The sequence below is a fragment of the Bradyrhizobium sp. LeoA1Lang genome, from assembly GCF_055413685.1.
Window position 1 is genome coordinate 1 of record NZ_JBVAPG010000056.1, and the last position, 13,409, is coordinate 13,409.

12 protein-coding genes and 1 pseudogene are annotated in these 13,409 nt (G+C 63.9%); 6 read left to right on the top strand and 7 right to left on the bottom strand.

Annotated elements, in window-relative coordinates; all coding sequences use genetic code 11:
* Both ACZYOF_RS19895 and ACZYOF_RS19900 read left to right on the top strand, forming a co-directional pair.
* Nucleotides 1–263 (top strand): annotated as a pseudogene (locus ACZYOF_RS19895) (IS4 family transposase); the annotation flags it as partial.
* 82 nt (nt 264–345) lie between these two features.
* Complete coding sequence (locus ACZYOF_RS19900) at nt 346–1,026, top strand: DUF1345 domain-containing protein (protein ID WP_130583758.1); 681 nt, start codon at nt 346–348, stop codon at nt 1,024–1,026.
* Nucleotides 1,027–1,176: 150 nt separating this feature from the next.
* Here ACZYOF_RS19900 and ACZYOF_RS19905 read toward each other — a convergent pair whose 3' ends face one another.
* Entirely contained in the window at nt 1,177–3,000 is a 1,824-nt protein-coding gene (locus ACZYOF_RS19905) for a caspase family protein (RefSeq protein WP_463716839.1), read from the bottom strand.
* A 253-nt stretch (nt 3,001–3,253) separates the two neighbouring features.
* Here ACZYOF_RS19905 and ACZYOF_RS19910 point away from each other — a divergent pair, with 253 nt between their 5' ends.
* Together ACZYOF_RS19910 and ACZYOF_RS19915 are read left to right on the top strand one after the other, a co-directional pair.
* On the top strand, nt 3,254–3,628 hold the full coding sequence (locus ACZYOF_RS19910) for a nuclear transport factor 2 family protein (protein WP_130583756.1): 375 nt from the start codon (nt 3,254–3,256) through the stop codon (nt 3,626–3,628).
* Nucleotides 3,629–3,735: 107 nt separating this feature from the next.
* Nucleotides 3,736–5,343, top strand: a complete 1,608-nt coding sequence (locus tag ACZYOF_RS19915; protein ID WP_463716840.1) for a Na+/H+ antiporter — start codon at nt 3,736–3,738, stop codon at nt 5,341–5,343.
* A gap of 28 nt (nt 5,344–5,371) precedes the next feature.
* Here ACZYOF_RS19915 and ACZYOF_RS19920 read toward each other — a convergent pair whose 3' ends face one another.
* Together ACZYOF_RS19920 and ACZYOF_RS19925 are read right to left on the bottom strand one after the other, a co-directional pair.
* Nucleotides 5,372–6,220: an N-acetylmuramoyl-L-alanine amidase gene (locus tag ACZYOF_RS19920; protein ID WP_463716841.1), complete on the bottom strand. Its 849-nt coding sequence runs from the start codon at nt 6,218–6,220 to the stop codon at nt 5,372–5,374.
* A gap of 48 nt (nt 6,221–6,268) precedes the next feature.
* Nucleotides 6,269–7,609, bottom strand: a complete 1,341-nt coding sequence (locus ACZYOF_RS19925) for a Rieske 2Fe-2S domain-containing protein (RefSeq protein WP_463716842.1) — start codon at nt 7,607–7,609, stop codon at nt 6,269–6,271.
* A gap of 180 nt (nt 7,610–7,789) precedes the next feature.
* Between ACZYOF_RS19925 and ACZYOF_RS19930 the strand changes: the two genes are divergently transcribed.
* On the top strand, nt 7,790–8,065 hold the full coding sequence (locus ACZYOF_RS19930) for a hypothetical protein (protein WP_463716843.1): 276 nt from the start codon (nt 7,790–7,792) through the stop codon (nt 8,063–8,065).
* A 31-nt stretch (nt 8,066–8,096) separates the two neighbouring features.
* Here ACZYOF_RS19930 and ACZYOF_RS19935 read toward each other — a convergent pair whose 3' ends face one another.
* Complete coding sequence (locus tag ACZYOF_RS19935) at nt 8,097–8,993, bottom strand: TauD/TfdA dioxygenase family protein (RefSeq protein WP_463716844.1); 897 nt, start codon at nt 8,991–8,993, stop codon at nt 8,097–8,099.
* A gap of 126 nt (nt 8,994–9,119) precedes the next feature.
* Complete coding sequence (ispG, locus tag ACZYOF_RS19940) at nt 9,120–10,406, bottom strand: flavodoxin-dependent (E)-4-hydroxy-3-methylbut-2-enyl-diphosphate synthase (protein WP_394567401.1); 1,287 nt, start codon at nt 10,404–10,406, stop codon at nt 9,120–9,122.
* Between the two features lie 267 nt (nt 10,407–10,673).
* Here ispG and ACZYOF_RS19945 point away from each other — a divergent pair, with 267 nt between their 5' ends.
* The gene (locus tag ACZYOF_RS19945; protein ID WP_130580510.1) at nt 10,674–11,549 is read left to right on the top strand and encodes a sulfurtransferase; all 876 of its coding nucleotides are present in this window, start codon (nt 10,674–10,676) and stop codon (nt 11,547–11,549) included.
* A 242-nt stretch (nt 11,550–11,791) separates the two neighbouring features.
* On the opposite strand, the gene ACZYOF_RS19950 is transcribed toward ACZYOF_RS19945, so the two are convergent.
* Nucleotides 11,792–12,667 (bottom strand): DMT family transporter, encoded by an 876-nt coding sequence (locus tag ACZYOF_RS19950; RefSeq protein ID WP_130580527.1) that lies wholly within the window; start codon nt 12,665–12,667, stop codon nt 11,792–11,794.
* Between the two features lie 252 nt (nt 12,668–12,919).
* Nucleotides 12,920–13,405, bottom strand: coding sequence for a Fur family transcriptional regulator (locus ACZYOF_RS19955; protein ID WP_130580528.1), 486 nt, complete (start codon nt 13,403–13,405; stop codon nt 12,920–12,922).
* Between the last annotated feature and the right edge of the window lie 4 nt (nt 13,406–13,409).

The following is a 13,409-nucleotide window of genomic DNA, read 5'->3' on the forward strand; positions in this document are numbered from 1 at the left end:
CCACCGGCCAAAACCTGCTTGAGGCCTTCGAGCCTGCCGATCAACCCATCCTCGAAGCCGTCTCGGCCAAACTGGAAGGCAAGACCGAGCGGCAAAAGAACGCGCACCCTAAAGGTTCACTGGCCTTTGCCGCTTGGGTCATTGCCCGTCTGGGCGGATGGGACGGCTACTATGGCAAGCCCGGGCCGAAAACGATGCGCTTGGGGCTCGAAGCCTTCCAGCGCATCAAATTTGGTACCAGTCTGGCGCTCCGCGATGTGTGAATCGGACAGCCCGCAAGCGGGGAGGTGAACGAGTGCGCGGTCGGACCGTTACAATCAAATAGAACGAAAAGATGGGCGGACCATGAGCAAGGAATTCGAGGAACGCCTTGTTCGCTTCCGGAAGCTGCCGAAGGCCGTCCGCGTGGTGTATTCGCGGCCACGCATCTTTACTTCGATCGCAGTGGGCGTCGCCGCGTTTTTCCTGCTGCCGCAGTGGCTGCGGCCGGTGACGCGGCTCTTGGTGAGCTGGGACATCTTCGTCGCGCTGTATCTCGCCCTCGCCTTCATGATGATGCTCCAATGCAGCATCGCTTACATCAGGCGCAACGCGATACTGCAGGATGACGGCCGGTTCCTGATCCTGCTCATCACGGCGCTCGGCGCCTTCGCGAGCCTTGCCGCCATCATCTTCGAGCTCGGCGCCGCCAAGAGCAGCGCGGAAGCGCTGGCGCTCGCGATCGTCACCATCGTGCTATCCTGGGCGCTGGTCCACACCGCCTTTTCGCTGCACTATGCGCACGAATATTATCGCGGGAAGGAACCCGGCGGTCTGCAGTTTCCCAGCGGCAAGGAACACGTCGAGGCCGATTACTGGGATTTTGTCTATTTCTCGTTCGTGATCGGCATGACCGCGCAGGTCTCCGATGTCGGCATCACCGACAGGATCATCCGCCGCACCGCGACCGTGCACGGCATCATCTCCTTCGTGTTCAACACGGCGCTGCTCGCGTTGATGGTCAATATCGCGGCGAGCGCGATCTAGCCGGTTTCAAGCTATCGACCGTCATTGCGAGGAGCGATAGCGACGAAGCAATCCATGCCTCCGCAAGCGGCTCCATGGATTGCTTCGCGGAGCCTGTCATCGGGCGCGCATTCGCGCGACCCGTTGGCTCGCAATGACGGCACCCCGGTCTCAATTGCAAACCTGAACGTTGCCGCCGCCGCCCTCGTACGGGCCGCCTTGCGCGGTGGTGCGGAATTCGAGGTGGCAGCCGCGCGCGACCGGGCGACAGCCGCCGCGGTCGCAGACCATTTGGCCGCCACCACCGCCGCGGCCGCCCGAAGAGGCCATCGGCCGGGGAATGCGCACTTCCGGCCGCTCGCGCCGCGCCGGCCGATCGTCGGAATCGCGCTTGGCGACCGGCTTCTTCTCGCGCCGCTTCTCGCACGCATTGTCGTCGTTGAGGAACGAGCCGGCGCCGCAGACGATCCGGGTGCAGCGGTCGCCATCGGCCTTGGTGCCGTGCTCGCAGACGAGCGGGCAGACGCGCGATGATTTCTGCTTGATGGCATCGAGCGTGTCGACATTGGCGACCTTGGTGTCGAGCCTGGTTCCGGCATAGCGATTGAACAGCGTCAGCGACCGCTGCGAGGCGGCGTTCCACTCGCCATCGGCACTACCTGTGAGGCAGCCGACGCGGCGCAGCTCGGTCTGCACCGATTTGGTGACGTCAACCTGCGGCGAGCCGGTACTGAGCACGGCGACATTCACCGCCTTGTCGACAGGCGCTGCGGCGGGCGCCTGCTCCGCGGTGGCCTTGTCGGCGGCGATCTTGTCGGCCAGTGCCTTTTCGGCCGCGAGCCGCTTCTGCTCGGCGACCGCCGCCTGATCCTGCGCGACCTGCTTGGCCTTCTCGGCGGCAATGCGCGCCTGTTCGGCGGCCCTGGCGTCGGCGGCCGCCTTGGCCTGCTCGGCTTTTTGGGCACCTTCGGCGGCAAGCCGGGCACGCTCCTGCTCCGCCGCCCGCGCCTTCTCCGTGGCGGCGACGCGGGCTTCCTCGGCGGCGATCTTCTCGAGCTGGAGCTTGGCGAGGCTCGCATAGAAGCCGTCGGGATATTGCGCGAGGAAAGCGTTGAGCGCGCTCTTGTTGCCGACCTGCAGCGCCAGTTCGTAGTCGCGGCGGATGTCGGCCTGCGGGCTCAGTGCGGGCGCGGCAGGTGCCGCCGCCTTGGCCGGCGCCGGCACCAGCGGCACATCCTCACCACCGAGCGAGCCATAGACGAACGGCTCCTGGCGGTTATTGGTCGACTTCAGCACGTCGTCGCGGACGTAGCCGAATGCGCGCCGCACATCGAGCCCGGGCGTCGTCAGGTGCTTTGCGAGCGCTGATGTGAAGGGGCTGTTCTTGCCGTCGCCATCAGCGGCGGTGGAACCGGCCTTGGCGGAATAGGCGATCAGCACGTTCGGGCTGGTCGGCTCCACCTTGGCAAGGCCCTGCCCGATCGCGCGCGAGGCCACCGTGCGCTTCATGGTCTTGGCAAAGGGATTGTCGCGGCAGGCGTCGAGGATCACGAGCCGCAGTTTCTTGGCCGGCTCGATCGCGATCAGGACGCGGTCGAGCGAAAACGCCTCATCATAGACGTCGGTGTCGCGTTCCAGCCTGGCATCGACCGGAATGAGGTAATTGCCGCCGTCGACCTCGATGCCATGGCCGGCGTAATAGACCACGGCGATCTCGGCATCGCGGGTACGATCGGCAAAGTCGCGCAGCGCGCGGCGGGTCTCAACCGCCGGAAGATCGCGGCGGAAATCCACCACGTCGAAACCGGCGTCCTTCAGCATCGCGGCGATCAGCGCGCCGTCATTGACGGGGTTGGGGAGCGGCGCGACGTTCTGATAGGCCGCATTGCTGAGCACGAGCGCCACGCGCTTCTCGGCGAAGGCCGGCTGGCACATCAGAAGCAGGAACAACGCCAGAACGAACCGATGCAATCCCGGAAATCCAATCGATTTCATTACCGCACCTTCAAAAAACCCGCCTGTTCAGCATGATAGCAAAGCCTATCAGAAGCCGGGGCGGGGTTTGGTGACCCAGGTCACGAACGGGCCGCACCATCCGCTAAGCTTTAGTACCGCGGGACGAATGATGGTTCGGCCCGCCAGCCCGTAGCCCGGGTCAAGCGCCAGCGTAACCCGGGATCGCTCGTAACGGGTTGCGCGCTCCGCTCCACCCGGGCTACCAACGAATGCCGCGAGGGAGGAACCAACCATGAGCCATGACCGATCGACCGTCGAAGCCGTCGTGCAGAACTATTTCGACGGACTCTATGAAGGCGACGCCGACAAGCTCGGCGCGATGTTTCACCCCTCCGCCGACCTGCGCTGGGTGGAAAAGAGCGAGCTTCAGGTGCTGACCGTGCCGGACTGGCTCGACCGGGTCCGCAAGCGGCCGTCGGCGAAGGCGGAAGGCAAGCCGCGCGAGGATTTCATCGTCACCATCGACCGTTCGGACGACGTCACCGCCTTCATCAAGGTCCGCTGCCAATTGCCGCCGCGCTATTTCACCGACTATCTGGTGGCGATGAAGCTCAAAGACGGCTGGCAGATCGTCTCGAAATCCTATCGTTACGACCTGCGGGAGTAAGTACACCCGGGGCTTGGCTGATCGGACGGCCGCTTTTTCGATCTCGCACGGTCGAGCCGTCCACGCACATTGACCTTGCCTGCGCTTCGGGGCCAATTGGACCGGCCATGGAAGCCAGATTCCAGACCTTCCTGATCCTGCTTGCCGTGCTGGCGGGCACGGCGCTGTTGGCGCGGCGCCTCAATGTCGCGCCCGCCATCCTCTTGATGCTGGCCGGCATCGCGCTGGCGTTCGTGCCGGGCATGCCCAGCATCGAATTGCCGCCGGAACTGGTGCTGCTCATGGTGCTGCCGCCGCTGATCTACATGGCCGCGGTGGCCATGAGCTGGCGGGAGTTCAAGAACAGCCTTCGTCCGATCGTGCTGCTCGCCGTCGGCTGCGTGATCTTCACGGCGGCGGCGGTCGCGACCGCCACTCACTACCTGATCGGGCTGCCCTGGGAGGTCGGGTTCCTGCTTGGTGCGATCGTGGCGCCGCCCGACGTGGTCGCCCCGCTTGCGATCGCGCGGCGGCTCCATCTCCCCCGCCGCATCCTCGTCATACTCGAAGGCGAGGGGCTGGCGAATGATGCCACGGCGCTGATCCTCTACCGCTTCGCCCTCGCGGCGATCACCACCGGCGCCTTCTCGCTGCCGAAGGCCACCGGCGAATTTGCAGCCATCGTCGTCTGCGAGATCGCGTTCGGCATCGCGGTCGGATGGTTGAGCCTGCGCGCCCGCCAGCACTCGCGCGATCCGCAGGTCGAGATCACGCTCTCGCTGATCACGCCCTATGTGGCCTATTGGCTGCCGGAGCACTTTGGCGGCTCCGGCGTGATCGCCACGGTCGCCTGCGGTCTCTACGTGAGCTGGAACGGGCCGCTTCTGATTCCTTCCGCCACCCGCCTGCAGGGCATCTTTTTCTGGGACTTGGTGATCTACCTGATCGAAGGCATCCTGTTTTTGCTCACCGGCTTCCAGATGCGTTCGCTCTACGAGAAGTCGAAGGCATTTCCGCTCGACGACATCCTCTCCACCACCGCGCTGGTGATCGCGGTCATCGTCATCGCCCGCTTTGCCTGGGTGTTTCCCGCAACCTACCTGCCGCGGATCCTGAGCGAGCGCGTGCGACAGCGTGATCCGCAGCCGCGCTGGCAATGGACATTCCCGATCGCCTTCGTCGGCGTCCGCGGCGCGGTGTCGCTCGCCGCCGCACTGGCGCTGCCGTTCGCGCTCGCGAGCGGCGAGCCTTTTCCCTATCGCGACATGATCCTGTTCGTCGCCTTCGGCGTCATCTTCATCACGCTGGTGGGGTTCGGCTTGACCCTACCCACCGTCGTGGGTTGGCTGAACATCGCCAAGGACGGCTGCGCCGAGACTATCGCCGAGCATGAAGCCGAAATTGTCGCGAGGCGCCAGGCGCTGGCCGCCGGCCTCGCATCGCTCGACGCCATCGTCGACGAGCGCGAGCTCTCCGAAGAGGTCGTGAAGCTGCTGCGGGCGCGGCACGATATCCGCACCAACCAATTGCCGGCCGCGCTCGACCCCGACAACCACGACGTCTCCGCCAACGGCACCGAGCTGACGCGGGAATTGATCGCGACCGAGCGCCAGTTCATCCACGCCCTGCTCCGCGACGGCAAGATCACCGACGAGACGCGGCGCCGGATCGAGCGCGATCTCGACCTGGAAGAGGCCAGCCTCGCGAACCGCGAATATCGGAAGATACCGCTGTAATCGGGGGCAGGCCACCGCACAGGGTGCGCTACCGCGAGGCGCAGAATTCCTTGACAGCACCGACCACGGCGGCGCCGATCATGTCCTGCCGTTCCGTGGACGCCATCGCCAGCTCTTCGTCCCGGTTGATGATCGAGCCGGCCTCGAACAGGACGGCAGGCACGCGCGTCCGCGAGAGCACGATGAGCTGGTCGTACCGGTAGAGCCCGACCTTCTTGTCCAGCAGTTTGCGCCGGTACCGACCCATCACCGCCTGCGAATATTGGCGGGCATATTGCAGGCCCTGCGCCTTCATTCGATTGCCGAGCAGCCGGGCGAACCTCAGGCTGGTCCAGAATTTCGGATTGTCGTGAGAAACGAACAGCGAATAGCCGCTGAACCGGTCGCTGAAATGGCTCTTCGTTCCCTCGAACTCCCATTCTTCGAGAAAGGAATCAGGCACCGAGTCATGGTGGATCGACAGGACCAGATCGGCCCCCGAATTGTTGATCGCGGTGGCGCGCTTGAACAGGCTCGGCCTTTTCGGGCCTTCCGTCACCAAGAGGCTGGTTTGCGCAAAGCCTTCCGACTTCAGTTTGTCCTCGATGCGTTTCGCAAGGCGGAGATTGAAATCGAACTCCGGAATGTTGCGAGCGCTCCTCGCACCCGGCGCGTCGGCGGTATGGCCGACGTCCAGGATGAGCTTGAATTTGGACCGGTCGCATTTCGATGGCACGGCCTTTGGCGCAGTCCTGACACTCCCGCGCGGCCATGCGGCATATCTCGTGTCGAGCGACACGAGCGACAACAGGATGATCATGATGATCGGACTGTGGCGCCACACGCCCGGCATCGTAGCCCGGATGTAGCGAAGCGCAATCCAGGATCGGTCTGTCAACTGGCGAAGATGTCCCGGGTTACGCTTTCGCTTCACCCGGGCTACGACCTACTCCGCCGCGGCGTTCTGGCCGGGACCGCCAACGAAGCCTGCCGGGTCGCCGAAACGCTCGATCATGACCGCCGTCAGATCCTTGGCCTTGCTGGTGACACAGGCGCCGGAACGGACGGTGTAACGATCCTGATGCGCAACATGCGGCGGGGCCTCGCCCTGTTGCAGCGCGCGGGCCGCGTCCATCACCAGCTTGCGGAAATGCATGATGCCGAGATCGGTCGGCCCGAGATGCTCGCGGGTGCGGTCGGCAATCGGGCCCTGGCTGTCCTGCACCGCGGCATCCTGCTCTGAGACGCCCTTGATGCCGGTGTAGCTCTTGGTCTTCTGCAGTTTGCGATCGATCAGGTAGTCGTTCGACTTGTTGCGCAGCGGCACATAGTTCTCGTCGATCTCGGCGATCACGCCGTTGCCGCGGTCATAGGCGTCGCGCTCCGCTTGCGTGATCGGACGCTGCGGATTCCAGGCATAGGTGTAGATCCAGCACTTGGTGTCGCTGACCGGCACGAAGCTCTGGCCGAAGATGTTCTCGCCCGGCATCGAGCTCGGCGCGTAAGCGTGAACCGGCATCAGGAACTGGGCGATGCGCCAGTAGATGTTGTCAGTGCCGGTGAGGCGCCCGCCTGCGATCGTCAGCCCGGCGTCATGCGGGTTGATCTTGATCACCGGCCGCGGGTCTTCGGCGATCCAGCGCATGTGCTCGGTCGCCACGCGCACCAGCGGATTGACGAAATGCTTCTTGATGTCGAGGATCTCGTTCTCGTCCTTCTCGAACGACAGATGCGCGAAGGTGAAATGCGCGGTATCGATCGAGCCTTCCAGCGCCTGCACCCAATTGCAGTCCTGCCATTTCTTGCTGACGTAGCGGTGCGACGGCGGCAGCAGCGCCATCTCCAGCGCCGGCAATTCCGGCACTGAATCAGCCGGGCCCATATAGGCCCAGATCATCTCGCCCCATTCGCGCACCGGATAGGACTTGATGCGGATGTGATCCTTGGCGTTGAGATCGGGATAGGAGGTCGGCATGTCGACGCAGCGGCCGTCGGTGTCGAACTTCCAGCCGTGATAGACGCAGCGGATGCCGCATTCCTCATTGCGGCCGAGCCAGAGATTGGCGCCGCGATGCGGGCAATATTGGTCGATGACGCCAACGACGCCGCGACTATCGCGGAAGGCGAGCAGCTCCTCGCCGAGGACGGTGACCTTCTTCGGCTCGCTGTCAGGCTCTGGCAGCTCCTCCGACAACAGCACCGGCAGCCAAAAGCGGCGCAACAGCTCGCCCATTCCCGTGCCCGGCCCGCTTTCGGTCAAGAACTTGTTGTCTTCCGCGCGAAGCATAGGGCGCCCTCCCGTTCTTGTTTTGGTTGTGGGGAAGCTTGGCGCAAGCGCAAGCGCGGGTCAACGCGCGCTGCATCAACGTGTCACACATATAGATTGTGAGGTTTATCACACACAATTTCCGGTGAAGATGATAGCGATGGTTGCACTGCCATGCCCCATTCAGGAAAGGATGCTCAGATGACGACGTCGGAAGCCGAAGTCCAAACCGCTGTTCGTGGCGGATGCGCTCTCTTCAGGCGAATGATCGCAAACCTGGAAATCAGGATCCGCGACGAGCGGCGCAGGCTCGCCGTCCTCGAAGCCAGCTTGAGGAAGGCGGAGTCTCAACCAGGGCCCGAACCGACCCTCATCGAGCAGCTCAAGCAGTCGATCGCAACATTGCAGAGCCAGATCGATGAGGATGAGATGAGCCTTGCCGACATCCGCATCGACTTCGAGATGTTCTGCGCGTGATAGGTAGCGGAACGCCGTCCTGCGTTCACCGTCACACCGGCCGCTCGCCCTTCACTGTGACGCGCGTGCCGGCGCGGGTGTGGGGCCAGTAGTCCCACATCGCACGGTGCTGGGTGCAGCGATTGTCCCAGAAGGCGATCGCGTTCTCGGTCCAGCGGAAGCGGCACTGGAACAGCGGATTTTCCGCGTGCTGATAGAGATAGGCGAGGATCGCATCGCTCTCGTCGCGGGGAATGTCTACGATGTGGCGGGTGAAGCCGCGATTGACATAGAGCGCCTTCCTTCCCGTCACCGGATGCGTGCGCACCACCGGATGCTCGGCATGGGGATAGCTCGGCTTGTCGGCGACGCCATAATTGGCGTAGAGGCCGCGATAGATCGGCTCGCCGTCATGCAGCGCGGTGAGCCCTTCGAGATAGGCCTTCATCCGCTCCGACAGCGCCTCATAGGCCGCATACATATTGGCGAACAGCGTGTCGCCGCCGTGCGGCGGGCACTGCCTGATGTAGAGGATCGAGCCCATCGGCGGCTCGAGATCGCAGGACACGTCCGAATGCCAGCCTTCGCCATTGGCGCGCGGTGAATCCTTGTCGGCGTAGATCTTCATCAGCGCGGGATCCTCGCCCTGATGCGGCGCGGCGGGATGGATGTGCAATTCGCCGAACTTGCGGCCGAAAGCGAGATGGTCCTTTGGCGTGATGCGCTGGTCGCGGAAGAAGATCACGAGGTTCTCGGCAAGCGCGCGATGGATCTCGTCCATCTGGCGATTGGAGCGCGCATCGTCGGAGACGAGCTGCGCGACATCGACACCGGAAATCTCCGCGCCGATGATCGGCGTCAGCTTTTCGACGCCGATGGTCTCATAGGGCTCGCTTTCGTCGGCGAGATGCTTGTAGCGAGGACCTTGCTTGCCGGACAGCGAGCTCATGGGTGTTGCTCCCAATCGTTATTGTTGGGAGCATCGTAGCCCGGATGGAGCGAAGCGCAATCCGGGATCAGTCCGTTAGGGTAGGAGCAGTCCCGGGTTTCTCTTCGCTCCACCCGGGCTACGATGTTACTCCGCCGCGGTGACGGTGCTCGCGGGCACGCTGCTGCCCTGGCCGTAGCGCTGGTCGATGTAGTCGATCACCAGCGCCTTGAAGTCGGCAGCGATCGCGGGGCCGCGCAGGGTGCGGAACTTCTTGCCGTCGACGAAAACAGGCGCGGCCGGCGCTTCGCCGGTGCCCGGCAGCGAGATGCCGATATTGGCGTGCTTGGATTCGCCGGGACCGTTGACGATGCAGCCCATGACAGCGACGTTGAGCTGCTCGACGCCGGGATACTTCGTCTTCCAGGCCGGCATCTCGTCGCGGATGAAATCCTGGATCGAGCGCGCCAGCTCCTGGAACGTGGTCGAGGTCGTGCGGCCGCAACCCGGGCAGGCCGCGACCAGCGGCACGAAGGTGCGGAAACCCATGGTCTGCAAGAGTTCCTGCGCGACCTGGACCTCCAGCGTGCGGTCGCCGCCGGGCTCAGGCGTCAATGAGATGCGGATGGTGTCGCCGATGCCGTCCTGCAAGAGGATGCCGAGGGCGGCGGAGGAGGCGACGATGCCCTTCGATCCCATGCCGGCCTCGGTGAGGCCGAGATGAATCGCATAATCCGAGCGACGCGCCAGATCCTGATAGACCGCGATCAGATCCTGCACGGCCGAGACCTTGGCCGACAGGATGATGCGGTCCTTCGGCATGCCGAGCTCTTGCGCGCGGGCCGCCGACAGCAACGCCGACTGCACCATGGCTTCGCGCGTCACCGCGCGGGCATCGCGCGGGTTCGGCGAGGCCGTGTTCTCGTCCATCAGCTTGGTCAGGAGTTCCTGATCGAGCGAACCCCAGTTCGCGCCGATACGGACCGGCTTGTTGTTCTTGTTGGCGATCTCGATGATGTCGGCGAACTGCGAATCGCGCTTGTTCTTGAAGCCGACATTGCCGGGATTGATGCGGTACTTGTCGAGCGCCTCGGCGCAGGCCGGATATTCGGCGAGCAGCTTGTGGCCGATATAGTGGAAGTCACCGATCAGGGGCGTGTCGATGCCGCGCTTGCGTAAGGCATCGCGGATATGCGGAACGGCGGCGGCTGCTTCCTCGCGGTCGACCGTGATGCGCACCATCTCCGAGCCGGCTCGGGAAAGGGCCGCGACCTGCGCCACCGTACCGTCGACATCGGCGGTGTCGGTGTTGGTCATCGACTGCACGACGATCGGGGCGCCCCCGCCGACGGCGACATGGCCGACCATGACCTGGGTTGTCTGATGCCGGGCCTTGGGACCGGCGACATCGCTCAATAGTTCGGGCTTGTTCATGGCGTCTCGAATATCAGGTTTTGGTGACATTCACCAAGGGGGCACGAAGGCGGGCTGGCGCTTTATTGGATCACATATTTTCTAACGGAGATTCAACGAGTTGCGCCTGAAGCGGAGATCGGAGCAAGACGGGCGGTTGTCCGGACGCTGACCGGTATATCGGGGGAGGATTCGGGGGATTAAAGGGCCCGCGAACACGCGAGGACGGCTTTTCATCCCCCGCTGCGCGCCATAGCTTAAAGTAAACACAACCTGCGGGAGGTGCAGATGGCAACGAGGGATGGGCTTATCACCACGGCGGAACTTGCCGATATCCTGCATCAGCCGGATCTTCGCCTGTTCGACTGTACGACCTATCTGGAGCCTGCGCCCGAAGGCAGCGGCGTGCCCTATATTGCGGTGCCAGGGAAAGCGACCTTTGAGGCCGGCCATGTCGCGGGCGCCGATTTTCTCGATCTGCAGGGCGAATTCTCCGATCCGAACACGGAACTGCGGTTCATGATGCCCCACGTCGGGCAGCTCGAAGCCGCATTCGGCCACCACGGGATCGGTCCCGACAGCCGGGTGGTGCTGTATTCGATCGGCACCCCGATGTGGGCGACGCGCTTCTGGTGGATGCTGAAATCGCTGGGCTTCGACGGAGCCTCCGTGCTCGACGGCGGCCTGGACAAGTGGAAGGCGGAAGGCCGCCCGCTCGAGACTGGCCCCGCCAAGGGCTATCCGCCGGCGACGTTTGCAGCCAAACCGCGAACGGGTTTCTTCGTCAGCAAGAACGACGTGCTCGCCACGCGCGGCGACCAGGGCACCGTCACCGTCAATGCGCTGGGTCCGCAATTCCACGCAGGCCTTGAGCCCAGCCGCTACGGCCGGCCAGGCCGTATTCCCGGGAGCGTCAATGTGCCGGCGGCGACGTTGCTCGATCCGGCAACGAAAACGTTCGTTGCGCCGGCGGAGGCCGCAGCAAGATTCGCGAGCCAAGGCATCAGCAAGGACAAGCGCGTGATCGCCTATTGCGGCGGCGGCATTTCCGCCACGGTCGATTTGTTCCAACTCCATCGGCTCGGCTACGACAACCTCACCCTCTATGATGCGTCGATGGGCGAATGGGCCAAGGACGAGACGCTGCCGATCGAGAGGGGATAGGCGCGAAGCGCAAGTTCTCTCCGCGTCATTGCGAGCGAAGCGAAGCAATCCATGGCGCCGCCTGCGGAAGCATGAATTGCTTCGCTGTGCTCGCAATGACGCGGAAAGTCTACCACAACACGCACCTGTCATTCCGGGGCGATGCGAAGCATCGAGCCCGGAATCCATTTATTCACTCGCGCGTGCGGCCCGATGGATTCCGGGCTCGCGACTTCGTCGCGCCCCGGAATGACAGTGATGGTTCACGCCGGCACGTTGGGATCCGGCGTCACTTTCGGATCGGGCTTGTTGACGAGATAGAGGCCGACGATCACCAAGAGCGCCGCGACGCCGAAAACGGGCGTCAGCGTGTCGTGCATGATGATGTAGGCAGCGACGACGCCGAACAGCGGCGTGATGAAGGTGAAGGCCGACAGTTTGCTGGCGGAATACATCTTCACCATCGCAAACCAGATCACAAAGGTGCAGCCGACCACCCAGATCGCCTGGTACGTCATCAAGGCAAGCGACAGCGGGCTCGGAAAATGGGTGACGGTTTCGCCCGCAAGCCACGAGGCGATACCCAGGATCGGAATCGACAGGGCGACCTGGTAGCCGAGCGCCTTTTCCGGCGCGGCCTTGCGCAGCGCCGTTCCCTTGGCGACCAGCGTCGTGGCCGCCCATAGTGCGCCGCCGCCGACCACCATCAGGTCGCCCAGCAATATTTTGGCGTCGACATCAGGCTGCGGCACGCCGATCGCGAGCGCGACGCCGGCAAAACTCAAGGCGAGCCCGCTCCACTGCAAAGCGGAGAGCCGCTCGCCGAGGAACTGATAGGAGCCGAGCGCGACGAAGAACGGTGCCGTATAAAGGAAGACCGACGCGCGCGAGGCTGAAGTGAACATCAGGCCGCTGAAGATCAGCACGAACTCGATGCCGAACATCAAGCCCGCGGCCAGGCCGGCCAGAAGCGTGCCGTCGCGCTCGAAGAATTTGACGCCGCGCAGCCAGCCCACGATCAGCATCACCGGCAACGCGCCGGCGGAGCGGATCATCGCCTGCAGCATCGGCGGAATGTCTGATATCACGAGCTTGATCGCGATCTGGTTGAATCCCCAGCTCACGCACAGCATCAGCATGATCGCGACCGCACCCGGGGTGAGCGCGCGCCCGGTAGCGGCGACGCTGGAGATGGTTTGCGTTGACATGTTGCCTCAGTTTCCGGCTTGGCGCCGTGTTATCTTTGTCAGCGTGATCGCCGGAACAGGGACTTCCGGATTTGTGCAGAAGAGATCGTCATTGCGAGCGGAGCGAAGCAATCCATTTCACCGCTCGTGGAGGCGTGGATTGCTTCGCTCCGCTCGCAATGACGGGAATTCGATTTTCCTAGATTACTTCTGGCAATGCGCGCAAGTGCCGGCGATCTCGACCACCGACAGCTTCGGCGCAAAGCCCGCCGCGCGCGCCGCGGCCTTCAGGCTCTGTGCCACCGGCGCCGCCGGGATTTCGCCGACCGCGCCGCAGCGATCGCAGATCAGGAACGCCACCATCGAAGTCTCGTCGTGATCATGGGCGCAGGCCAGAAACGCGTTCCGGCTTTCGATGCGGTGGACGAGGCCGTTTTCCATCAGGAAGTCGAGCGCGCGGTAGACGGTGATCGGCGCCGGGCGCGGCATCGACTTGGCGAGCTCGTCGATCACCTCATAGGCGCCGAGCGGCCGGTGGCTGGACAATAGCGCCCCGAGCACCTGACGGCGGATCGGCGTGAACTTCTGCGCCCGCCGCGCGCAGACCTCCTCGGCATGCGCGATCCCCTCCGCAGTGCAGCGGCCGTGATCGTGGTCAGGTGCAGGAAATGTGGTTTTTGCCAACGTCATATGC

What these genes read in the sequence shown, in the direction of transcription:
- ACZYOF_RS19950 (WP_130580527.1), bottom strand. Translation starts at nt 12,667, where the DNA reads ATGCTGATGCTGTGCGTGAGCTGGGGATTCAACCAGATCGCGATCAAG.
- ACZYOF_RS19945 (WP_130580510.1), top strand. Translation starts at nt 10,674, where the DNA reads ATGGCAACGAGGGATGGGCTTATCACCACGGCGGAACTTGCCGATATC.
- ACZYOF_RS19910 (WP_130583756.1), top strand. Translation starts at nt 3,254, where the DNA reads ATGAGCCATGACCGATCGACCGTCGAAGCCGTCGTGCAGAACTATTTC.
- ACZYOF_RS19930 (WP_463716843.1), top strand. Translation starts at nt 7,790, where the DNA reads ATGACGACGTCGGAAGCCGAAGTCCAAACCGCTGTTCGTGGCGGATGC.
- ACZYOF_RS19925 (WP_463716842.1), bottom strand. Translation starts at nt 7,609, where the DNA reads ATGCTTCGCGCGGAAGACAACAAGTTCTTGACCGAAAGCGGGCCGGGC.
- ACZYOF_RS19955 (WP_130580528.1), bottom strand. Translation starts at nt 13,405, where the DNA reads ATGACGTTGGCAAAAACCACATTTCCTGCACCTGACCACGATCACGGC.
- ACZYOF_RS19905 (WP_463716839.1), bottom strand. Translation starts at nt 3,000, where the DNA reads ATGAAATCGATTGGATTTCCGGGATTGCATCGGTTCGTTCTGGCGTTG.
- ACZYOF_RS19900 (WP_130583758.1), top strand. Translation starts at nt 346, where the DNA reads ATGAGCAAGGAATTCGAGGAACGCCTTGTTCGCTTCCGGAAGCTGCCG.
- ispG (WP_394567401.1), bottom strand. Translation starts at nt 10,406, where the DNA reads ATGAACAAGCCCGAACTATTGAGCGATGTCGCCGGTCCCAAGGCCCGG.
- ACZYOF_RS19935 (WP_463716844.1), bottom strand. Translation starts at nt 8,993, where the DNA reads ATGAGCTCGCTGTCCGGCAAGCAAGGTCCTCGCTACAAGCATCTCGCC.
- ACZYOF_RS19915 (WP_463716840.1), top strand. Translation starts at nt 3,736, where the DNA reads ATGGAAGCCAGATTCCAGACCTTCCTGATCCTGCTTGCCGTGCTGGCG.